23 protein-coding genes and 1 riboswitch are annotated in these 21,608 nt (G+C 44.6%); of the genes, 11 read left to right on the plus strand and 12 right to left on the minus strand.

The window, feature by feature from the left end; all coding sequences use genetic code 11:
- Nucleotides 1-54: 54 nt before the first annotated feature.
- The 8 genes from AB1L08_RS11085 to AB1L08_RS11120 all read right to left on the minus strand — a co-directional run bounded on the left by AB1L08_RS11085 (nt 55) and on the right by AB1L08_RS11120 (nt 5,711).
- Entirely contained in the window at nt 55-390 is a 336-nt protein-coding gene (locus AB1L08_RS11085) for an extracellular solute-binding protein (RefSeq protein ID WP_413064716.1), read from the minus strand.
- Between the two features lie 239 nt (nt 391-629).
- Entirely contained in the window at nt 630-1,202 is a 573-nt protein-coding gene (locus tag AB1L08_RS11090; RefSeq protein WP_413064717.1) for an ABC transporter substrate-binding protein, read from the minus strand.
- A complete protein-coding gene (locus tag AB1L08_RS11095) occupies nt 1,199-1,711 on the minus strand; it encodes an ABC transporter substrate-binding protein (protein ID WP_413064718.1) in 513 nt (170 codons plus the stop codon). Before AB1L08_RS11095 ends, AB1L08_RS11090 begins: the two co-directional genes overlap by 4 nt.
- Nucleotides 1,712-1,759: 48 nt before the next feature.
- Entirely contained in the window at nt 1,760-2,203 is a 444-nt protein-coding gene (locus tag AB1L08_RS11100; protein ID WP_413064719.1) for an extracellular solute-binding protein, read from the minus strand.
- Nucleotides 2,203-2,805: an ABC transporter substrate-binding protein gene (locus tag AB1L08_RS11105; RefSeq protein ID WP_413064720.1), complete on the minus strand. Its 603-nt coding sequence runs from the start codon at nt 2,803-2,805 to the stop codon at nt 2,203-2,205. Before AB1L08_RS11105 ends, AB1L08_RS11100 begins: the two co-directional genes overlap by 1 nt.
- Before the next feature lie 151 nt (nt 2,806-2,956).
- On the minus strand, nt 2,957-3,730 hold the full coding sequence (gene potC / locus AB1L08_RS11110; RefSeq protein WP_413064721.1) for a spermidine/putrescine ABC transporter permease PotC: 774 nt from the start codon (nt 3,728-3,730) through the stop codon (nt 2,957-2,959).
- Nucleotides 3,731-4,570, minus strand: a complete 840-nt coding sequence (locus AB1L08_RS11115) for an ABC transporter permease (protein WP_413064753.1) — start codon at nt 4,568-4,570, stop codon at nt 3,731-3,733.
- Between the two features lie 64 nt (nt 4,571-4,634).
- On the minus strand, nt 4,635-5,711 hold the full coding sequence (locus AB1L08_RS11120) for an ABC transporter ATP-binding protein (protein ID WP_413064722.1): 1,077 nt from the start codon (nt 5,709-5,711) through the stop codon (nt 4,635-4,637).
- Nucleotides 5,712-6,055: 344 nt separating this feature from the next.
- On the opposite strand from AB1L08_RS11120, the gene AB1L08_RS11125 reads away from it, so the two are divergent.
- The 5 genes from AB1L08_RS11125 to AB1L08_RS11145 all read left to right on the plus strand — a co-directional run bounded on the left by AB1L08_RS11125 (nt 6,056) and on the right by AB1L08_RS11145 (nt 13,463).
- Nucleotides 6,056-8,188, plus strand: coding sequence for a sigma 54-interacting transcriptional regulator (locus AB1L08_RS11125; RefSeq protein ID WP_413064723.1), 2,133 nt, complete (start codon nt 6,056-6,058; stop codon nt 8,186-8,188).
- A gap of 275 nt (nt 8,189-8,463) precedes the next feature.
- Complete coding sequence (locus AB1L08_RS11130) at nt 8,464-9,837, plus strand: aminotransferase family protein (RefSeq protein ID WP_413064724.1); 1,374 nt, start codon at nt 8,464-8,466, stop codon at nt 9,835-9,837.
- A 24-nt stretch (nt 9,838-9,861) separates the two neighbouring features.
- On the plus strand, nt 9,862-11,283 hold the full coding sequence (locus AB1L08_RS11135; RefSeq protein ID WP_413064725.1) for an NAD-dependent succinate-semialdehyde dehydrogenase: 1,422 nt from the start codon (nt 9,862-9,864) through the stop codon (nt 11,281-11,283).
- 70 nt (nt 11,284-11,353) lie between these two features.
- Entirely contained in the window at nt 11,354-12,007 is a 654-nt protein-coding gene (locus AB1L08_RS11140; protein ID WP_413064726.1) for a GNAT family N-acetyltransferase, read from the plus strand.
- A gap of 103 nt (nt 12,008-12,110) precedes the next feature.
- Nucleotides 12,111-13,463, plus strand: a complete 1,353-nt coding sequence (locus tag AB1L08_RS11145; RefSeq protein ID WP_413064727.1) for an APC family permease — start codon at nt 12,111-12,113, stop codon at nt 13,461-13,463.
- 67 nt (nt 13,464-13,530) lie between these two features.
- On the opposite strand, the gene chrA is transcribed toward AB1L08_RS11145, so the two are convergent.
- The 3 genes from chrA to chrS are packed head-to-tail and all read right to left on the minus strand — an operon-like array spanning nt 13,531 to nt 15,209.
- Nucleotides 13,531-14,073, minus strand: coding sequence for a chromate efflux transporter ChrA (chrA, locus tag AB1L08_RS11150; protein WP_413064754.1), 543 nt, complete (start codon nt 14,071-14,073; stop codon nt 13,531-13,533).
- Nucleotides 14,073-14,684 (minus strand): chromate efflux transporter ChrB, encoded by a 612-nt coding sequence (chrB, locus tag AB1L08_RS11155; protein WP_413064728.1) that lies wholly within the window; start codon nt 14,682-14,684, stop codon nt 14,073-14,075. The genes chrA and chrB overlap by 1 nt, the downstream gene beginning before the upstream one ends.
- 33 nt (nt 14,685-14,717) lie before the next feature.
- On the minus strand, nt 14,718-15,209 hold the full coding sequence (chrS, locus tag AB1L08_RS11160; protein WP_413064729.1) for a chromate efflux transcriptional regulator ChrS: 492 nt from the start codon (nt 15,207-15,209) through the stop codon (nt 14,718-14,720).
- 441 nt (nt 15,210-15,650) lie between these two features.
- Here chrS and AB1L08_RS11165 point away from each other — a divergent pair, with 441 nt between their 5' ends.
- Nucleotides 15,651-17,204 carry a gamma-glutamyltransferase family protein gene (locus tag AB1L08_RS11165; protein WP_413064755.1) on the plus strand — a complete coding sequence of 518 codons (1,554 nt, stop codon included), beginning with the start codon at nt 15,651-15,653 and terminating at the stop codon, nt 17,202-17,204.
- A gap of 49 nt (nt 17,205-17,253) precedes the next feature.
- Here AB1L08_RS11165 and AB1L08_RS11170 read toward each other — a convergent pair whose 3' ends face one another.
- Complete coding sequence (locus tag AB1L08_RS11170) at nt 17,254-18,267, minus strand: LLM class flavin-dependent oxidoreductase (protein ID WP_413064730.1); 1,014 nt, start codon at nt 18,265-18,267, stop codon at nt 17,254-17,256.
- A 137-nt stretch (nt 18,268-18,404) separates the two neighbouring features.
- Here AB1L08_RS11170 and AB1L08_RS11175 point away from each other — a divergent pair, with 137 nt between their 5' ends.
- The 5 genes from AB1L08_RS11175 (at nt 18,405) to AB1L08_RS11195 (ending at nt 21,539) form a co-directional block, all read left to right on the plus strand.
- Nucleotides 18,405-18,707, plus strand: a complete 303-nt coding sequence (locus tag AB1L08_RS11175) for a 4a-hydroxytetrahydrobiopterin dehydratase (protein WP_413064731.1) — start codon at nt 18,405-18,407, stop codon at nt 18,705-18,707.
- A gap of 58 nt (nt 18,708-18,765) precedes the next feature.
- Nucleotides 18,766-18,875: riboswitch (TPP riboswitch) on the plus strand.
- A 63-nt stretch (nt 18,876-18,938) separates the two neighbouring features.
- Nucleotides 18,939-19,544 carry a thiamine phosphate synthase gene (locus tag AB1L08_RS11180; protein WP_413064732.1) on the plus strand — a complete coding sequence of 202 codons (606 nt, stop codon included), beginning with the start codon at nt 18,939-18,941 and terminating at the stop codon, nt 19,542-19,544.
- A 14-nt stretch (nt 19,545-19,558) separates the two neighbouring features.
- Complete coding sequence (gene thiS, locus AB1L08_RS11185) at nt 19,559-19,759, plus strand: sulfur carrier protein ThiS (protein ID WP_413064733.1); 201 nt, start codon at nt 19,559-19,561, stop codon at nt 19,757-19,759.
- Nucleotides 19,760-19,761: 2 nt separating this feature from the next.
- Complete coding sequence (locus AB1L08_RS11190) at nt 19,762-20,529, plus strand: thiazole synthase (protein WP_413064734.1); 768 nt, start codon at nt 19,762-19,764, stop codon at nt 20,527-20,529.
- Nucleotides 20,526-21,539 carry a ThiF family adenylyltransferase gene (locus AB1L08_RS11195; RefSeq protein WP_413064735.1) on the plus strand — a complete coding sequence of 338 codons (1,014 nt, stop codon included), beginning with the start codon at nt 20,526-20,528 and terminating at the stop codon, nt 21,537-21,539. The genes AB1L08_RS11190 and AB1L08_RS11195 overlap by 4 nt, the downstream gene beginning before the upstream one ends.
- The last annotated feature ends 69 nt before the right edge of the window (nt 21,540-21,608 follow it).

A 21,608-nucleotide genomic window follows, 5' to 3' on the forward strand; every position in this document is an offset into this window, starting at 1 on the left:
AAATGACCATCTCCTCATCAGATTACACTCCATTTCCAGTAAATTTTTGGGAATTCAGGAATTTACTCGTTTGGAATACCGAGAGTATATATAAGGGACAGAATACTTATTTCCGGGATCGAATGACTTGTCCAGGAATTGATCATCAATGTTGCTTAAATTGGTGATGTTATCCAGGTTTATCGGTTCAAGCAAGCCTTCATCCCTCATAATTTCCACCATATAATCGGTTCCGACGGCGATGTCATAACCTGAAGCGCCCGCATTGATTTTTGCCAGCATTTCATCATTGGATGAATATACGCTGTAATTCACTTTTACTCCATATTCTTTCTCAAACTTCGCAATCACACTGTCCGGCATGTACTCCGACCAGTTAAATAAGTTCAATTCTCCTGAAATACCTGCTCCACCGGATGCCTCCTGAGTTTTCGGAGGGCTTTTTTCACCGCAGCCCGTTAAAATGACATTGATTAGCAATAAAAAGGCAAATGGCCATGCAAATCGCTGATATCCTATTTTAACATTTGCCGACTCCTCTCTATAGAGATAGACTATTTGGGTGTTATTGAATATTTAATCATATACATTTAAAAAGATAGGAAAGTTGGCCTCTTCTAAGTATCAGACTATTGTGTTCCTTTCGCTTCCGACCAGACACGGTCGTATAACTGGATCGCTTCACCGATATCCTCGATATACTCAAGACGTTCCATTTCCTCTTCAGGCGGATAAATGGCGATATTATTAAGAATATTTTCATCAATCAGTTTGCGTGCTTCTTTGTTCGGATTGATATACGGCTGATGCTCAGCAATTTCCGCACTGATTTCAGGCTCTAAAATAAAGTTGATAAACTTCTCTGCCAGTTCCTTATTCTTTGCGTCCTTTGGAATAACCCAATTGTCCATCGTGATCAGGAGACCTTCCTCAGGAATAATGGTTTCGAAGTTCGCTCCTTCTTTCTGGGCCAAGGCAATTTCCGGACCCCATACGAGCCCTACGGAAGCTTCCCCATTCACCATCATCTGCTTCGGACTGTCACTGTCGAACGCCTTGATATTTGGAATGAGTTCAACCATTTTTTTCTTGGCTTCGTCCAGATGTTTCGGATCTGTATCATTTGCACTGTACCCGAGAGACTTAAGGATCATCCCGATAATCATGCGCTGGTCATCCAAGACAACTAATTTATTTTTCAATTTCGGGTCCATAAATCGGTGTAGCGTTTAATTTCGGATACATCAACCCCGATTGAATCCGGGTTGACACCAAGGGACAAAGTATTCCCCATGAAAGGTACAGAATATTTATTTCCCGGATCAAAATCCTGATCAATATAGTCATCTATAAGATTTTTAAAATTCGGGATATTTGATAAATCAACCGGTTCTATCATATCGCGTTCAACCATGGCAGGGACAATATAATCACTCGCCATTGTAAGGTCATAAACGCCTCCGCCTGCCGCCACTTTTGCCAACATTTCTTCATTGGATGAGAACATGCTGTAATTCACTTTTACGCCATATTCCTCTTCAAACTTTTTAATGGTGATTTCAGGAATGTACTCTGTCCAGTTAAAAACATTCAATTCTTTTGATTCGTTTCCACCAGAAGTATTACCTGTTCCGCAGCCTGATAAGAAGATACTTGTCAGCAGGAAGGTGATGACCATGGCTGCGATGATATTGCCAATCCTTTTTTTCATATAGTACGACCTCCTCTTATGCAAAGCGTCAAAATATACGCTAATCTTTTACTGCTTGATTTTAGACCAAACGCGGTCATATTCCAGGATGGCGTCCTCGATGTCTTTAAAAATTTCACTCTTCTCCAAGAATTTTTCGTTGGAATAGACGGCAGGGTGTGTCATGATATCTTCGTCAATCAGCTCATGTGCCGTCAGGTTCGGATTGGCGTACGGGAAGTCTTCGATAATTTCCGCAGTGACCTCGGGTTTTAAAATAAAGTCAATGAAGGTCTCAGCATTCTTTTTGTTTGGCGTACCGGCAGGTATGACAAAGTTGTCGAACCAAATATTTGTTCCTTCATCAGGAAGTACCGTTTTAATGGATGGGTTTTCTTTTTCTGCCAAATAGGCCTCTGCGCCCCAGACTATTCCTGCTTTGGCTTCGCTGTTAACTAGCATTGTTTTCGGGCTGTCACTGTCAAATGCCTTGATGTTTGGCAGTAAGTCCATTAACAGGTCTTTCGATTTTTGAATGACTTTGGAATCAGTTGAATTATCGACTCGCCTTGAAGTTTATTGCCGATACCGATTAGAATCCTTTGATCGTCGAGTACAACGAGGGAGTTTTTAAACTCTGAATTCGATAAATCTTCAAAGCTGGTGATTTCCTTATCAACTTTATCTTCATTGATGGCAATCACAACATTTCCCCACATATAAGGGATGGAATATTCATTACCCGGATCGTAGTCTGGGTTTAAAAGTTCAGTGTCCAGATTATCAAGATTGGTGATGTTTTCCTTCTCCACCTTTTCAAGCAGGTTTTGCTTCCTCATGATTTCTGCCATGTAATCACTTGCCACTGAAAGATCATAACCTGTTGCACCGGCGCTGATCCTGGCAAGCATTTCTTCGTTGGACCAATAAACATTGTAATTGACTTTTATTCCAGTTTCTTCTTCAAACTGTTTGAGTATCTTGTCAGGCATGTACTCAGACCAAATAAATAAATTCAGCTCGCCTGAAAGCTCTCCATCCTCGCCGTCATTTGAACCGGCCTCATCCCCCGGAAGTGCCGCTTTTAACGCATCCCATTGCGACGGTCCCGACAATGAATGCCATAATCAAAAAAAGACATACTTGCCGGTTTTCCTGGAAAAATACACAATATTCCCCCTTTTTTTAACTTTTAAAAAATTTTATTTTCTAATATAGCCGGTACTTGCTGAAGTACCGGCCATTTCAAATTGAATCGGCTTTTTTTTATTTGTTTAGTCTGAGTTGAGCAAATACAGCAATTGACAGGGTAATCACAAGCATCAATGTGGATAGGGCATTGATCTCAGGAGATACGCCGAACTTCACCATCGAGAAAATTTTCAAAGGCAACGTTGTGCTGCTTGGACCGGCGACGAAGAAGCTGATGATCACATCGTCAATCGAAAGAGTGAAAGATAACAGCGCGCCAGCCATGATACCCGGACCGATAATGGGCAAGGTTACTTTGGTGAAGGTTTGCCATTCATTTGCTCCCAAGTCTCTCGCCGCTTCCTCCATGGAACGGTCAAATCCCTCCAATCTTGCCCGTACGATGACGACGACAAACGGGATACAAAATGTGATATGGGCAATGACGAGCGTCATGATGCCAAGAGGAATATTGGCAAGAGCGAAAAACGCGAGAAGGGAAATCCCCATGACAATTTCCGGTATAATGATCGGTAAATAAAGCATTCCGTCCAAGGCGGTTTTGCCCCTGAAGTGATAGCGATACATGCCAACTGCTGCCACTGTACCTATCATGGTGGCGACAATGGTGGAGACGGCACCTACAGTTAAACTGTTTTTGGCTGCCGCGAGCACATCGGTGTTTTGCATCAGCTTGCCATACCATTCGAACGTAAATCCAGTCCAAACGGCATTCAATCTCGATTTATTAAAAGAAAAGACGATTAAGACAATAATGGGTACATATAAAAAGCTGTAAATAAAAATTGCATACAAGATAGATGGCAAGCTTTTAAATCGGAGATCCATCTATATCACCTCGATCCCTTTCTTGTTGCCGCCGACCCTCAAGTAGATCAGGATAAAAATTAATGTGAGCACCATTAAAATCATGGAAGCAGCAGAGCCAAACGGCCAGTCTCTGGCTGTCAGGAATTGGTTTTTAATCAAGTTTCCAATTAACAATGATTTAGATCCGCCCATCAGGTCGGGGATAAAGAACAGGCCAAGTGTCGGGATAAAGGTGAGCAGGCAGCCTGCAACAATCCCCGGCATTGTGAGCGGCAGCGTAATCTTTGTAAACGCCTGCCGCGGTTTGGCTCCCAAATCGCTTGCCGCTTCCAGGTAAGATTTATCCAGCTGTTCAATGGAAGCATACAACGGCAGCACCATGAACGGGAACAAAGTGTACGTCAAACCAACCATCACGGCTCCGTGATTATACAGCATCGCAAGCGGTTCAGAAATGATTCCGATTTTCAATAAAAACATATTGATAACGCCTTCGGTCCGCAAAAGAACGATCCAGGCATATGTTCTAACAAGTGAATTCGTCCAAAATGGCACAATGACAAGCATCAACAAAAGGTTACGATACTTTTTGGGAGATTTCGCAATAATATAGGCAAAAGGATAACCGAAAACAAGGCAGATCAGTGTTGTAAATCCGGCAATCACAATGGAATCCCATAAAATTTTCAAGTATAGCGGATCAAAAAAGCGCGTATAATTTTCAATTGTAAAAGTATATTCTACGCCGCCATATAAACCGCGTGTAGCGAAGCTGATCAACAAAATAAATAGAAGCGGAAACACAAAAAACAAGACGAGCCAAAAGGTGACGGGGGAAAGTGTCCAAGCCATTCCCATTAACCGTCCGGGATTTCGCTTATTCTTTTTGATAACGGGAGATTTTTCCGCGGGAGCCACGTTGCTATTCATATGAAATGACCACCGCCTTATCAGGTTCCCAGTTCACGAAGACATCCTGGCCAACGGCGAATGAATGGGCTACTTCCGGCGCATCGTTTATGGTAAATTGGTTACCGTCCGGAAAAGCGACAACTGTTTTTATAATCGATCCGACATAAATATGCTCGACGATCTTCCCGGGAATAACGAAGCCCTTTCCGTTCGGTTCTTTATGGAGCTTTACTCTTTCAGGACGAATAGCCATTGCCACTTTGCTATTTAAAGAAAGCGGCTTCGTCTGGACAACGGGGATTTTATGGCCTGAAAAGTCAAGGAAGGCATGGGAATCGTTTATTTCCACGACATTTCCTTCAAAAAGGTTCGTTTCCCCGATAAAATCGGCAACAAAACGGGAAGCGGGCCGTTCATATATTTCATCCGGCGTTCCAAGCTGTTCAATAATGCCGTTATTCATGACCGCAATTCGGTCGGACATCGTCAAGGCTTCTTCCTGATCATGGGTGACATATATAAATGTAATGCCGAGCTGCTGTTGAAGGTGTTTTAATTCGACCTGCATCTGTTTGCGCAATTTCAGGTCAAGTGCACCGAGCGGCTCATCGAGAAGGAGCACTTTAGGGCTGTTGACGAGGGCGCGGGCGATTGCAACGCGCTGTTTTTGCCCGCCGCTGAGCTGGTCGGGCTTTCGTTCCACGAAGTCTTCAAGCTGGACGAGTTTAAGCGCTTCCATTACGTGCCGTTTTATATCCTCTTTCCCCTTTTTCTTCATCTTTAGCCCAAACGCCACATTGTCATACACATTCATATGGGGAAAAAGGGCGTAGCTTTGGAATACTGTATTGACATCCCTTTTATGCGGGGGAACGCCGCTCACCTTTTTTCCATCTATCAATACATCACCGTCTGTCGGTTGTTCAAATCCGGCAATCATGCGCAACGTCGTCGTTTTTCCACATCCCGAAGGACCCAGCAGTGTCAGAAATTCTCCTTTCTTGATATCCATATTGATGTTTTTGACAACAACGTTCCCATCAAAACTTTTGACGACGTTGTCCATTTTAACCATAAGATCATTCAAAATGTAACACTCCTTTTTCTTGGTTGCTGTTGTAAAGTCAGAAAATTTCACTTCGACAAAACTTATTAATTTTTAATGCAAATTATGTGCCAATCTATGAATATATTCGGACTATTGATAATATATCTTGAAACACTGCGATTAACCAAAATTCCTATGACTTTTCGCATAAACTATTCATAAAAGAATAGTTCAGGGCTATTTTCGATAAATAAGATTCTATGCATAGAATGGATTTGTTCATGCTAATTTGAATAATTATTTTCAAAAGCACATAATAATATTATTTTTTCTGTTATAATATTAAAAACGACAAGAAAAGACATAGTGAAGGGATTGGTAACGTGTTCTTCTTATCCAAAGATATCATTCAACCGATCGTAAAGTTATCTGTAGACGAACCTGGCCAAAATTGGCATGACTTATTGTCCAAAAATCATCGGTTTATTTTTTTGGAGGAGAATCAGGAGATTAGCAGCTATATTCATTTAAGAGATTTGCCTGTACGTTACAGAGAAAATGAAGAGTTGCAGTTGGAACAGTTGAAGCAATACGCCCAGCCAGTGACAGAACTGAGCACACTGTCGGAAAACCTCCCTTTTTCTGCCATTTTCCAAGTTTTGGGAAAGGATATCTCATTAATCAAAAATGAAAGCGGTTCAATCACCGGCTACGTTCTGCGGGAGGATTTACTCATTGAATTGTTTAAGCAAGAAAGCGAAGATATGAACTTTTTGAAAGTATTGATCGCATCGATTCCGATGGGGATTTTTATTGTGGACAATCGTGGAATCATCGTCAATTACAATGAATCTGCCCTGGAGATGACCCGTTTTACACCGGAACAAGTGCTCAATCAGTCCGCTAGTGCTATTTTCGATCCCGACCATTTAAAACATGTCTTTTTAACTGGCGAAACAGTATTAAACCAGATTCAGGTAACAAATGAATCCGGTTTGCTTGTCGATTACAGCCCTATTATTAATGACGGCAAAAATGTGGAAGGCCTCATTATTATTGTTCAGGATTTGCCGATGGTTGAACAGATGGCGATGGAGCTTGAGTCGGTGAAAAATTTGAATAAGGACCTCAATGCCATTTTATCGAGCATTTATGATGAAATTTTGGTTGTGGATGCGAAGGGGGTGCTCCTCAGGTTCAGCGAAAACGCGGTTCCGGACTTTTGGGGTGTTGATTTAAGTGAACTAGTTGGGAAAAATATTATTGAGCTCGAAAAGCAGGGGCTGTTTATGCCTTCTGTAACAAGGCTTGTCCTGGAAAAGAAAAAGAAAGTTTCAGTTGTACAGGAAACGCCGGCCGGGAAGAAAGTGCTTGCTGTCGGGAATCCCATTCTCGGTGAAGACGGAGAAATAGAACGGATTATCATAGCATCCCGGGATATTACCGAAGCAACACGCCTCCGTGATGAACTTCGTGAGATGAAAAAGATTTCGGCCCGCTATAAGGAAGAGCTCGATCAAATCAGAACGCGGGAAAAACTGCAAAGGCAGTTAATTTACTGCAGCCAGAAGATGGAGGATATTGTTACCCAAATTCATAAGGTGGCCAAGTTTTCATCGACGGTTCTGATCCAAGGTGAATCCGGCGTCGGAAAAGAAGTAATCGCGCACGCCATTCACCAGCTTGGTGCCAGAAAAGACAAGCCGTTTCTGAAGGTAAACTGCGGAGCGATACCGGAAATGCTTTTGGAAAGCGAATTGTTTGGATATGTCAAAGGGGCTTTCACCGGTGCTGATCCCGGAGGGAAAGACGGCTACTTTAAACAGGCAGACCAAGGGGTCCTCTTTTTGGATGAAATTGCGGAACTTCCTTTAAGGCTGCAAGTGAAGCTGCTGCGTGTCCTGCAGGAACGCGAAGTAACGCCCGTCGGAAGCACGCAGTCCTTCTCGGTTGATGTTCAAATTATTGCAGCAACAAATACAAATTTGCGGGAAATGGTGGCGGACGGCACGTTTCGTGAAGACTTGTTTTATCGGCTGAATGTCATTCCCATCCATGTACCGCCTTTGAGAGAGCGGAGTGAAGATATTCCTTTAATTGCACACCATTTCCTTAAACAGCTGAATGAGCGCCATAACAGCAATTACCATTTAACGCCCGATGCGCTGAATTTATTGGAAGCCTACACGTGGCCGGGTAACATCCGCGAGCTGCAAAATATCGTTGAGCGGCTTGTCGTTACAGCAGACGACGAACTGATCGATGCCAGCGTCGTGGGCCAAGTGCTAAAGCTAAATGAGCCGATGAAAAAAGTAAAGCCGATCATCACGAATATCATGCCGCTTCAGGAAGCGTTTGAAGCCGTTGAGGAACAGCTCATCTCCCAGGCGATGAACTTGTACAAGACAACAACAAAAGCAGCGGAGGCACTTGGCATCAGCCAATCTTCCGTCAGCAGAAAATATCAGAAAATATTAAACCGAAGACGTGAAAAAGAAGATATTTCAGTTCGTTAATATCAATATTCAAAACTGAATGATCATAGCCGAGACAAGCGGATGTCAGAATTGGGCTGCTTCGGTGTATTTCCGTCAACTTATTCTTTTATGCAGTATTGAATAATACAACTCATATAAGCATAGCACTTTGTGAAAATCACTGCAGAACCTCTGGTATGCAAGATCCAAAAGGTGATTGAATCGAGGGATGGTGCATTACTGTAATGCGGCTCCTGATGTGGCACGGAACTTGCATAATGTTTTGGGCAAGAATAAATAATGGAGGTGCCGCTATGGCTGGTACAGTAGCAAAAAATTCCAAGATTCAAGAGCTGATCGAATTAGATAAAAAACATTATATCCATCCGACGACAGATCCCAAATTGCTTGCAGAACAGGGGCCGCCTATTATTTTTGCAGGAGGGGAAGGCATTTATGCCGACCATGTAAATGGAGATCGATATATAGATGGAATGTCCATGTTATGGAATGTAAACTTGGGGCACGGAGTCGCGGAACTTGCTGACGCGGCAAGAGAACAAATGATGAAAATCGCTTATGCTTCCTCTTTTAAAGGTTTTTCAAATGAACCCGCAATCGAACTGGCAAAAAAACTTGCCGATATGACACCTGGCGGCCTGGAAGCCGTGTTTTATACGTCCGGAGGTTCGGAATCAAATGATACCGCATTCAAACTGGCCAGATTTTACTGGGAAATAAAAGGAAAGCCAAGCAAGAAAAAAATCATTGCCGTGACAAACGCTTATCACGGTGTAACAATCGGCGCTCAAACAGCGACAGCACTTCAGGCATTCCATGAGTTTTCGGGATCCAATATTCCGGGGCTGTTCGTACACGCCACTGCTCACCTGGTCAACGCGGAACAAGGAGACAAAACCGATCCGAATTATGAAGAATCCATCCGTGCAGCGATCGAAAGAGAAGGGGCGGACAATATTGCTGCAATCATTATCGAACCTGTACAGGGAGCTGGCGGCGTCAATATTCCCCCAGAAGGCTACTTGCAGGCTGTTCGCAAATTGGCAGATGAAAATAACATCCTGTTTATTGCAGATGAGGTCATTTGCGGATTCGGCCGTACGGGAACCATGTTTGGCGTTGAAAATTGGGATGTTGTCCCTGACCTGATGAGCATCGCAAAAGGAATTACAAGCGGATATTCTCAGCTTGGCGCAGTCGTGATGAACAAGGAATTCCGTGACACAATCGTAAGCTTCAACGGAGTTCTTTCACACGGATTCACATATAGCGGACATCCGACGGCTTGTGCAGTCGCGCTAAAAAACATTGAAATTTTAGAGCGTGACAATGTTTTGGACAACGTCAAAGAAATGGAACAAGTGATGCGTGAAGGTCTTGACTATTTAAAAGAAAAGCACGACATTGTAACGAATACAAGGGTAATCGGATTACTCGCCGCTTTCGACCTCAGGGAAGACCGGGAAAATGACAAACCGTTTGCACCTGAAATAAAAGCTGCTCCAACCATTGTGGATGAGTGCTTTGACAGAAAGCTTATTTTGAGGCCGCTTGGCATGGACCGGGTCGCCATTGCACCTCCACTCATCATTAATAAAAAAGAAGTGGAGACAATCATTTCAATCCTTGACGAATCAATTACCGCCTTTAAAAACAAATTAAAATAAACGTATGGATAAGGAGGCATTTTCATGTTTTACATTAATGGAGAATGGCGTGAAACAGAGAAAAAACAACAAGTTACGAACCCTGCCACACTAGAAGTGATTGATACGATTTCCGTTTGCGGTGCGGAAGAAACAAAAGAAGCAATTGCCGCAGCGAAAGAAGCTTTTAAAACCTGGAAGAAAACAACAGGAAACGAAAGAAGTGCATTTCTTTTTAAAGCGGTTCGGCTCATGAAAGAAAGAGAGGATGAGCTTGCCCAAATCATTACACTTGAAAACGGAAAGCCGCTTCCGGATGCGAAAAGGGAGGTTTTAAGTGCGATCAGCTATTTGGACTGGTATGCGGAAGAAGCGAAAAGAATCTATGGTGATGTCCTTCCCGCTTCCCATCACGATAAAAGCCTGATGGTGATCAAACAGCCGGTTGGCGTGTGCGGTGCCATCACGCCATGGAACTTCCCGCTTTCAATGATTACAAGAAAAATTGCACCTGCACTTGCAGCAGGTTGTACAGTTGTTCTCAAGCCGGCATCGCAGACACCTTTATCTGCCATAAAAGTGTTCGAATGCTTCCACGAAGCCGGTCTTCCAAAGGGAGTAGTAAACCTTGTTGTCGGACCTTCAGAAGAAATTGGAAGAGAATTGACTTCAAGTACCGATGTCCGCAAGCTTACGTTCACGGGCTCCACTCATGTGGGTAAAAAGTTAGTCCGTGATTCGGCAGATACATTGAAAAAAGTATCAATGGAATTGGGTGGGCATGCTCCTTACATCGTTTTTGAAGATGCGGACATCGACCTTGCTGTTGAAGGTGTCATGCTTTCCAAATTCAAAAACTCCGGCCAAACATGTATCAGTACGAATCGTGTATATGCACATAAAAGCATTGCCAAGGAATTTGCAGAAAAGCTTGCCAAGCGTACGGCAGAACTAAAAATTGGCGATGGACTGGAAGAAGGTACGGACGTAGGCCCGTTAATCAACAAAAAAGCACTTGAGACGATGGAAAACCAAGTGGCAGATGCCATAAAACACAATGCGGAAGTTGTGGCCGGCGGTAAAGTCTACAATTACGAAAAAGGGGACGGCTACTTCTTTGAGCCTACTGTCATCTTGAATGCGACAGAAGACATGGTGATCGCGACCGAAGAAACATTTGGACCCATCGCACCTGTATTCACGTTTGAAAGTGAAGAAGAAGTGGTTGAAAAAGCGAATAGCACATTGTATGGCCTTGCTGCTTACTGCTATACCAAAAACTTGGGCCGTGGCTTAAGAATGATGAAAGAACTCGAGTTTGGCATTATTGGCATCAATGATCCGGCTCCGATTGTTATTCAAGCCCCGTTCGGTGGAATCAAAGAAAGCGGAATGGGCAAAGAAGGCGGAAAGTACGGCTTGGAAGAATACTTGGAAGAAAAGTTCGTATCCATTTATGAAAATTAATATAGGGTGTGGATGGTGTGCAAGCCAACATTGCGCGCCATCCAACAAACAAAAGGGAGGCGCTATCGTTTTGAAGGAAGAGTTGGCAAAAGCTCTTGAACAAATAGGGGCCAGACACATGGAACTGCGGGACATTTATAAAGTAAACGAGATGGCCGCAATCGGGTTCGGAGATCCGTCAATCCCCTTTCAACCCGAACACTTGGCCAGCCAAATTGAGATTTTCCCCGAAGGCCAGGTAGTCATTGAACATGAAGACGGAAGCATTATCGGATCATGTTCAAGTGTGATCGTAAACTTTGAAGAATATGGGGTCGATCACTCATTCGACGATATATCAGACAAAGGATATATAAGAAATCACAACCCACAGGGGAAAAACCTGTATGGAACAGAAGTTGTTGTTCATCCCGAATACAGGGGCCTCAAAGTTGGAAGGCGGCTGTATCAAGCAAGAAGAGAAATTGTAAAAGCCTTTAACTTGGAGAGCATTCTGTTTGGAGGGCGTATCCCAAACTATCATAAACATGCCCACGAGCTTACACCCGAGCAATATGCAGAAAAAGTGGTCAAGGGTGAGCTGTATGATCCTGTCATGACATTTCAGCTGAGAAATGGATTTGAATTTAAGGCCATTATGCCAAACTATTTGCCGCAAGATGCCGAATCATTGAAGTACGCTGCATTAATGGAATGGAAAAGTCCGGATTACAAGCCTGTGTAATCGTTCACAATAAAAAGTTGGATGGTTGATATTTTCCGATTGCTTTCGGAAAATATCCTTCCTTCGAACAATACCAAATCTAATTTTGCCAGGGGGCTGTTACATGCAAAATAACGCAACGTTGAAAAGATCTCTCGGTTTATGGGCAATCGTTGCACTCGGATTAGGCTATATGACTCCCACAGTTGTATTCGATACTTTTGGAATCGTTTCCAAACAAACAGGGGGAATGGTCCCCTTGGCATATATCGTCGGTTTAATCGTTATGCTTTTTACGGCAATCAGTTATGGGAAAATGGTTCAGGTATTTCCAAGTGCCGGGTCTGCTTACACATATACAAGGGAGACAATGGGACCCCGGTTGGGCTTCCTTGTCGGCTGGGCTTCATTGCTTGACTATTTACTCCTGCCGCTTGTAAACGCCGTCATCATCAGGCTGTACATGGAATCGCTTTTCCCTGACGCATCCGCGTGGATATGGGTGCTTATCTATGTCGCCTTTGTAACAGTCATCAATGCGATCAGCATGAAATCAACATCGGGCGTCAACGTTATTTTGGTTGTCTTCACTTTGGTTTTGATGGCTGCTTTCGTTGTATTGGGATCCATCCAGCTATATAAAGGAATGGGAACCGGAACACTGTTAACTATCCAGCCGTTGTTCCAGGCGAACATGCATATAACCGCCGTGTTAACCGGTGCAACTGTTGTATGCTTCTCATTCATCGGTTTTGACGCGATCACCATGTACACGGAAGAAGCAAAGGATATTAATATCATGCCAAAAGCGATCGCTTTCACTGTCCTTATCGGGGGAGCCGTATTTTTCATCGGTGCATACTTTGCACAAACATTGTTCCCTGACGTTTCGGTATTCAATGTTGTCGATGATACGCTTCCTGAAATTGCATTGTATGTCGGCGGCGTCGTATTCCAATTGATCTTCCTGTCCGGAGCATTCGCAGCGACCATCGCATCCGGACTGGCTTCACACTCAAGTGTTTCCAGACTTCTGTATGTTATGGGAAGAAACGGCGTTTTGCCGAAACGGCTTTTTGGATACGTGCATCCGAAGTTCAGAACGCCGCTGTTCAACGTCATATTCGTGGGGCTCGTCAGCTTGCTTGCGATGGGGCCAAGCCTTGAACTGGTATCTGCTGTAATTAACTTCGGGGCTTTGATAGCGTTCACTTTCGTAAACTTGTCCGTTATCGCATACTTTGTATTTAAAAAGAAACAATACCAAACTCCGAAACAAGTATTTTCCTACATCGTCATGCCGACGCTTGGTGCGGCTTTTACGGGTGTTCTATGGGCGCATTTGCATGCCGATGCATTCATTGGAGGAATCGTTTGGGTTGTGATTGGCATTATTTATATGTTCATCATGTCCAAGATCTTCAAGAGAGACATTACAGATCTTGGAGTCGATGAAGCTGATAGGCTGACGAGTTAATTATATGGTTTTTAATAGGGCTGTCCGAAAAGTCGCTTTTTCGACTTTTGGACAGCCCCATTTCGTTCTAAGCCATAAAATGAGGCAGCACGACCCCTCCATAAACAAATGCAGCCACAATCATGATCGCCGGATGGATTTTCCACCACATAATAGCGACCAACGAGATGACGCCGATAAAAATGGATTGCCATATGCCGATGGAGTCGAAGGAGACGGAGCTGAATTGCCAAGTCAGCTGGATCATCATGACTGCGATTACCGGCTGCACCAGCATCGTCATCCCTTTGACGATAGGCGATTGTTTAAATTGATTTAATATTTTCAGCAATACAATGATGGCGATGGCAGAGGGTGCTATCGTGCCTATGGAGGCAACAATGAGCCCGAGCCAGCCGGCTTCCTGGTATCCTGCAAAAGCGGCAATCTTTGTTGCAATCGGGCCGGGAAGGGCGTTGGCAACGGCCAGCATATCAACGAATTCCGTATTGGTCATCCACCCGTAATGGTCAACTACCTGCTGCTGTGTTAATGGTATGGATGCGGGCCCGCCGCCGTAACCCAAAATATTGGCGACAAAAAAAGCCCAGAATAAATCCCAATAAATCATCATGATGATATTCCCCCGCTTTTTTCCCTCATTCTTTCCTTCTTGCCCCATTTCTTATTAGCCCATTCGGACACCCTGATATGGATAGTGCCATATGCGAGAAAGGCAATGATGACGATTGCCGGATGCACGTCTAATATGCCAAGAAGCAAGAAAGCAAGGAGGCCAAAGCCAGCACCGATCACTTTTCCAAGCCCTCCCCAGGTTTTCGCGCAAAATTCGTAAGCGGTAATTCCGAGCAGGACAGCAATCACCGGTCTGACGGCTGCAATCATGCCTGCAACAATCACTGATTCTTTCATAGCGTATAGGCCACCTAGTAAAGCGACCATCGCAATGGTTGTAGGTAAAATATGGGCTAGGATGGCCACTGCGGCTCCTAACGCTCCTTTTTGCTGGTAGCCGAGCTGTGCCGCCAGTTTCGTGGCGATCGGCCCTGGCAAAGCATTGGCGAATGCCAACAGTTCGCCGAATTCTTGATCTGTCATCCATTTATAGCGGGTTACAGCTTCATGACGGAACAGAGGAATGACGGAAGGCCCTCCTCCATAACCGAATATTCCAGCCCGCAGCATGGCGCCTGACAATGCCGTGTATCCCTTGAGGTCCATTTCCAATCCCTCCTATTTTTCAAATCCAAAGTGTTATAGTTTAAGCCCCATTCTGCTTTTATAGCGTTTTAAAAGCATTTGTGTATCCACGCGCATGATTCCCTTGGTGGAATACAGCGTTTCAAGCAAAAATTCTTCCATTTCCTTCATGCTTTTAAAGACGCCGTGCATATGCAGGGTGCTTGGCCCTGTCATATGATAAAGACTTGTGACAGCCGGATGCAACGCAAGTTTTTCGGCAATTTCGTCGAGATACTTCGGTTCTACATCCACATTGAAAAAAGCGGAAACCTGAATGCCAACTTTAATCGGGTTGACGACAGCGGTAAAACGCTCGATGACCCCATCTTCAATCAGCGATTGGATTCGGGATTGAACGGCTACTCGGGACAGGCCGATTTCCTTGGCAAGATCGGTATACGAGATTCTGGCATTGTCCAGCAGTATTTCAATAATCTTTTTGTCCGTTTCGTTCAATTTCATGGCCGGCAAATGATTTTCATCAAAATTATCTTTGGTTTTCATTGTTCACATTCCTTTTTGAAAAATCAAATGGTTTGTTTAATCTAAAAATAACTTTCGATATGAACAACTATAATCGATATTTTCTACGGAATCAATGAAAAATGAATAATTTTATTTCGAAAATCATATTGTTCAATGGAATCAATTCTTTGTTTCGCAATGATGATAACTAAATTGGATTAGGAAACAAATCGAAAGTATTATATATCGTTTATCTATAATAGTGAAAGATATATATGATGATTGTTTTCTTTTTGTCAAGAATTATATTGACAATATTTTTTTAATTTCGTACGATGAAATGGAGTATGGGCCATTTTGTTTATCACTTAGTACAAAGTGCGTTGATAGCGCTTTAAAGAAAATAGGGGAGAGAGTCTATTGATTACGTTTAATCATTTGTCACACCCTTATCCCATTACAAGGAACTCAGCTTATGCCATGAAGGGCGTTGTCGCCACATCACAGCCGCTTGCTGCCCAGGCGGGATTGGGGATCCTCCAAAAAGGAGGGAATGCTATTGACGCGGCCATAGCGACTGCAGCGTGCCTGACTGTGTGTGAGCCGACATCCAACGGGATTGGCGGCGATGCGTTTGCGCTAGTATGGACGAAAGGAAAACTTCATGGATTGAACGGAAGCGGACGGGCACCCAAAAGCTTATCCATTGAAAAGGTAAAGGAGCTTGGATATGAGGAGATGCCCAAGTACGGATGGCTTCCTGTTACGGTCCCTGGTGCCCCCGGTGCCTGGGTTGAGCTCTCCAAACGGTTCGGAAAGCTTCCGTTAATAGATGTGCTGAAAGATGCCATTACATATGCCGAAGAAGGATATCCAGTTTCCCCTACATTGAGCAGATTTTGGAGAAAAGCATTTATGGAATATTCTGAGGACCTGAAAGCTGATGTATTCAAACATTGGTTCGATACATTTGCTCCGGATGGGTACCCTCCAGCGGTAGGAGAAGTATGGCGGTCTCAAGGGCATGCCGATACCTTGCGGTCCATCGCGGAAACAGACGGAGAATCTTTTTACCGTGGTGAGATTGCGGAGAAAATAGTTGCTTTCGCAAGAAAAACAGGGGGATTCATTACGGAGGAGGATTTGGCGGAATATAAAGCCGAATGGGTTGATCCGATCAGCATCCATTATCATGGGTATGATGTTTGGGAAATTCCTCCAAACGGACAGGGGATCGTGGCTCTTCAGGCATTGAATATTTTAAAAGGTTTTGAGTTTACGGGAAAAGAATCGCTTGATACGTATCACAAGCAGATTGAAGCGATGAAACTTGCCTACGTTGATGGATATAAGCATATTACAGATCCGGAGCATATGAAGTACACTGTGGAGGAAATTTTAAGTGATGCCTATGCCGAGGAGAGACGCAAGCTGATTACGACCGAAGCAAGCATGCCGGAACCGGGCAGGCCGTCTACCGGGGGAACGGTTTATTTGGCGACTGCCGATAAAGAAGGGAATATGGTTTCCTTTATCCAGAGCAATTATATGGGATTTGGTTCCGGCTTGGTTGTCCCTGGCACGGGCATCGCCCTGCAAAACCGCGGGAAAAACTTCTCTTTGGATCCGAACCATGTGAATGCCCTTGAAGGCGGAAAGAAAACATTTCATACCATCATCCCCGGATTTTTGACGAAATGCGATGAAGCGGTCGGCCCGTTTGGCGTAATGGGCGGATTCATGCAGCCCCAAGGCCATGTCCAGGTGATTATGAACTCTGTAGATTTCGGGCTTCATCCTCAGGCAGCGCTTGATGCACCGCGTTGGCAATGGATTAAAGGGAAAACGGTGGAAGTGGAACATCGTTTCCCTCACCATTTTGCGGAAAGCTTGGCATTCCAGGGACATGATATTCGGATTGCCCTTGAGACAAATAATTTCGGCCGGGGACAAATTATATGGAGAAATCCCAAAACGGGCGTGTTGGTGGCCGGAACAGAATCAAGAACGGACGGTGCAATTGCTCTTTGGTAATTGTCAGGAATAAAAAACAGAGTAGATCTGCTTTTTCACTGAGGCAAAATCAGTCCATCATTTCGGCCAGTATTTCATACGAGCGCAAACGGTCTTCCTGATAATAGATCTGCGAGTTGATGATGACTTCATCTGCTTCAGTCCTGTCAATAAACGCTTTGAGCTTTTGCTTCACTGTATCCGGGTTTCCAATAATGGTGGAATTTGGATCAAGCGTTTGCTCGACAGATGCCTTTTCAAAAGGCGACCAGACTTTTTCTATATCTTCAATTGGAGGCTTTAATTGCGACGGCATATTGCGTACCAGGCTCAGGAATTGCTGCTGTTGGGATGTGGCAAGCCAGGCTGCTTTTTCATCCGTATCAGCCGCTATCACGTTGACTCCGACCATCGCATAAGGGCGGTCTAAAGTGGCCGATGGACGAAAATTATTTTTATAAAGCTGTATGGCCGGTATAGTGTATTGAGGGGCAAAATGGCTGGCAAAAGAAAATGGCAGCCCCTTATAAGCGGCCAGCCGGGCGCTGAAGTCACTTGAACCAAGCAGCCAAATCGGAATTTTCAGGCCTTCACCGGGGATGGCGCGCACCTGTGCTTTGCCATGGAAATAATCCTCCAGCTCCTCCACCTGCTGCGGAAACTCTTCAGCTCCCCTGTTGAGCGTCCGCCTGAGTGCATAGGCGGTTGCCTGATCGCTTCCCGGCGCCCGTCCGAGGCCTAAATCAATCCTGCCGGGATACAGCGATTCCAGGGTTCCAAATTGTTCAGCGATGACAAGTGTCGCATGGTTCGGGAGCATGATCCCGCCCGCTCCGACACGGATGGATTTTGTGGAGCCTGCAATATGTCCTATGAGAACCGATGTAGCCGAACTGGCGATGCCGGGCATGTTGTGATGCTCGGCAAGCCAGTAGCGATTGAATCCAAAACGTTCGACATGCTGTGCCAATTCCACGCTGTTTTTAAAAGCTTCTGTTGCCGTGCTTCCTTCTGTAATGGGGGCCAAATCGAGAACAGACAACGGGGTGCCGGCAAACAGTTTTATGTCAGGTGATTTTAACAATTGAATCACTCCTTGGTTTCTCTTATAAAAGATGATAATGTGTTTGCAACAGCACGTCCAATCATTCGTTTTACGTGCCAATTGAAATTTATTTTGCTCGCCAAAAATGATGATATTCTTATTTTGGAGGGATATTTATGAAGCGGTTGTCGCAGGAAGAAATAGCGGCGAAATTGGAGAAAAATGGCAATTGGAAACTTGTTGATGAAAAATGGATTGTGAGAAAGTATCGTTTCCGCGACTATTTAAAAGGTATCGAATTTGTAAACAAAGTGGCACAGGCCTCGGAAAAAGCGCAGCACCACCCTTTTATATCGATCGACTACAAGCTTGTGACCCTCAAAATTTCTTCCTGGAGAGCCCGTGGACTGACGGCATTGGACTTTGAAGTGGCGGACCAGTATGACCAATTTTATGAAGAGATCACAAAAGAAATTTAGGAAGCTTTCAAATTTGCCGGGTTAATGCTATCATGATTACAAGAATATTCATAAATGCAAGAAACACTGGGGGAATCCTTAAAAAGGACTGAGAGAAGAGTGTGTACTCTGATACCCTTATCACCTGAACAGGCTGGAACCTGCGGAGGGAAGTGGCATGCCGATTGTGTGACAATTATGGCCGCTTTCCTTTGTGGAAAGTGGTTTTTTGCGTTTAAAGGGGGAATGCCGTTGAAGCTGATAGCTGTTACAAATGATAGGTGGCCGATCGAAAAATTAGGAAAAATAATGGTGGAAGCAGAGCCGTTTGTCGATCATTTTATCATCAGGGAAAAATCAAAAACGGCCGATGAATGTATGAAGCTGATCCAATTTGTATTGAATGGGGGAGTCTCTTCCGAAAAGCTTATCATAAACGATCGGATTGATGTAGCTGTGGCGGCAAACATTCGAAAAGTGCATCTTCCGGGGCACGGGTTGGATGTTCAAATGGTAAAAAGCCGGTTTCCCCGGCTATTAGCGGGTTGTTCCGTCCATTCTGCGGCAGAGGCTGATCAGGCAATCAGGCGCGGAGCTGATTGGATATTATATGGGCATGTATTTGAAACAGCCAGCAAAAGGCATTTGCCCCCGCGCGGGCTTCAAGAGTTATCAGAAATTGCCGAGAAACATGATGACACCGAGATTTACGCGATTGGAGGCATTCAACCGAAGCATATTCTTCAACTGAATGCAGCGGGGGCCGCAGGCATTGCCGTCATGTCATCGATTTTTGACAGCGAGGTTCCTGTCTCTGCCGCGGAATCTTATCATGAGGCTTGCCAGTTTATTATATGAGAGGGGGAAGACAGATGGAAATAAAATTAAACGGCCAGTCTTATAAGCTGCCCGAAAGTGTGTCGACCGTCCATGATTTGCTGGGCCATCTTCGCTTGTCCGAAAGGATTGTGATCGTTGAAGTAAACAAGGAAATTGTTCAAAAGTCCGATTATGGAAAACAGATCCGTGAACGGGATGAAATTGAAATGATCCATTTTGTAGGAGGAGGATAAGCATGTTAAAAATAGGAGAAAAAACATTTCGTTCAAGATTGTTGTTAGGTACCGGAAAATACCCTTCATTCGAAATACAAAAAGAAGCAGTTCGCGTATCGGAGGCTGAAATTCTTACGTTTGCCGTAAGAAGGATGAATGTATTTGAATCTTCCCAGCCCAATTTCTTGGAAATGCTTGATTTGACAAAGTATACACTTCTTCCAAATACCGCAGGTGCCAAAACGGCAGAGGAAGCGGTCAGGACGGCAAACCTTGCACGTGCATCCGGTTTATGCGATATGGTAAAAGTGGAGATTATCGGCTGTGACCGATCGCTGCTTCCTGACCCTGTTGAAACGCTGAAAGCTTCTGAAATGCTTTTGGAGGAGGGTTTTACTGTACTTGCTTATACTTCAGACGATGTCGTGCTCGCTAAAAGATTGCAAGAACTCGGTGTACATGCAGTCATGCCGGGCGCTTCCCCAATTGGCTCGGGACGGGGAATTTTAAACCCTTTAAACCTCAAATTTATTATTGAGCAATCAACGGTTCCCGTCATTATTGATGCAGGAATCGGTTCTCCGAAGGATGCGGCTTACGCAATGGAATTGGGAGCGGACGCCGTATTGTTAAACACTGCCGTTTCGGGAGCAAAGGATCCGGTGAAGATGGCCCTTGCCATGAAGCTGGCCATTGAAGCCGGCCGGCTCGGATTTGAAGCCGGCCGGATCGAAGAGAGGGATTATGCGGTGCCGAGCAGTCCGGTTGAAGGATTGCTTTCATCGTGAATAGCCGTTATTCGAGGCAAGTGCTATTTGAACCGATCGGTGAATCCGGACAAAAGAAAATTGCTCAGTCCCATATTTTAATTGTCGGAGCAGGAGCGCTTGGATCGGCGAGTGCCGAAATGCTGGTTCGTGCAGGAGCAGGGAAACTGACAATTGTAGATCGGGATATTCTTGATTGGAGCAATTTGCAAAGACAGCAGCTTTATACCGAACAAGATGTAATGGACCAGCTTCCAAAAGCGGTTGCAGCCAAAAAACGGCTTGGCGAGATTAACAGCGGAGTCGACATTGAAACGATTGTTGCGGATGTAACAGCAGAAAATGCCGAAGTGCTTGCCAAGGGAAAAACACTGATTGTGGATGCGACAGACAATATCGAAACGAGACTGTTAATGAATGATGCGTCCAGAAAAGTGAATATACCGTTTTTTATGGGGGCAGTGGTAGCCAGTTATGGACTGATCTATTCAATTGGCTGGAAAGATCGGCCTTGCCTCCATTGTCTGCTCAATACGCTGCCGCCGCAAACGCTCACCTGTGATACAGCAGGGGTAATCAGTCCGATCATCCAGGTGGTTGCAGCCCATCAGGTGGCAAATGCATTCAAATATATTGTAGGAGAAGAAGTGGATTACAGGCTGAAATCATTTGATCTTTGGACGGGCGATCAAGCGGCCATTGATGTAAGGCCGCTGCGGCGCCCGGATTGTCCAAGTTGTTCTGAACAGGCTGTATTTCCATTTTTGTCCAAAGAGAAACAAACGAAAACAGCAATTTTATGCGGCCGGGATACGGTGCAAATCACATTGTCACGTGAACGGACAGTGGAGCTCGGCTCGCTTTCCAAAACCATTCGCCCGATTGTAACAAATCTTATATCCAACCCGCATCTAGTGGCCTGTCAATTTGACGGGCATCGGATTGTTTTATTCCGCGACGGCCGCCTGCTTGTCCATGGCACAAAAGATACTGCCAAAGCCAAGTCGTTGGCAGCCAAGCTATTGGGGTGAATCGATAGAGGTGGTGACAGATGGCGATTGGTTCAACTGACAATCAGTGGGGGATGAAAAAACCCCCAC

Source organism: Siminovitchia jepli (assembly GCF_047228825.1).
GTDB lineage: Bacteria > Bacillota > Bacilli > Bacillales > Bacillaceae_C > Siminovitchia.

Coding starts and splice junctions, on each gene's coding strand:
- AB1L08_RS11095 (WP_413064718.1), bottom strand. CDS start 1,711: ATGAAAAAAAGGATTGGCAATATCATCGCAGCCATGGTCATCACCTTC.
- AB1L08_RS11100 (WP_413064719.1), bottom strand. CDS start 2,203: ATGGACTTACTGCCAAACATCAAGGCATTTGACAGTGACAGCCCGAAA.
- potC (WP_413064721.1), bottom strand. CDS start 3,730: ATGGATCTCCGATTTAAAAGCTTGCCATCTATCTTGTATGCAATTTTT.
- AB1L08_RS11115 (WP_413064753.1), bottom strand. CDS start 4,570: ATGGGAATGGCTTGGACACTTTCCCCCGTCACCTTTTGGCTCGTCTTG.
- AB1L08_RS11130 (WP_413064724.1), top strand. CDS start 8,464: ATGGCTGGTACAGTAGCAAAAAATTCCAAGATTCAAGAGCTGATCGAA.
- AB1L08_RS11135 (WP_413064725.1), top strand. CDS start 9,862: ATGTTTTACATTAATGGAGAATGGCGTGAAACAGAGAAAAAACAACAA.
- AB1L08_RS11145 (WP_413064727.1), top strand. CDS start 12,111: ATGCAAAATAACGCAACGTTGAAAAGATCTCTCGGTTTATGGGCAATC.
- chrA (WP_413064754.1), bottom strand. CDS start 14,073: ATGATTTATTGGGATTTATTCTGGGCTTTTTTTGTCGCCAATATTTTG.
- chrB (WP_413064728.1), bottom strand. CDS start 14,684: ATGGACCTCAAGGGATACACGGCATTGTCAGGCGCCATGCTGCGGGCT.
- chrS (WP_413064729.1), bottom strand. CDS start 15,209: ATGAAAACCAAAGATAATTTTGATGAAAATCATTTGCCGGCCATGAAA.
- AB1L08_RS11165 (WP_413064755.1), top strand. CDS start 15,651: ATGAAGGGCGTTGTCGCCACATCACAGCCGCTTGCTGCCCAGGCGGGA.
- AB1L08_RS11175 (WP_413064731.1), top strand. CDS start 18,405: ATGAAGCGGTTGTCGCAGGAAGAAATAGCGGCGAAATTGGAGAAAAAT.
- thiS (WP_413064733.1), top strand. CDS start 19,559: ATGGAAATAAAATTAAACGGCCAGTCTTATAAGCTGCCCGAAAGTGTG.
- AB1L08_RS11190 (WP_413064734.1), top strand. CDS start 19,762: ATGTTAAAAATAGGAGAAAAAACATTTCGTTCAAGATTGTTGTTAGGT.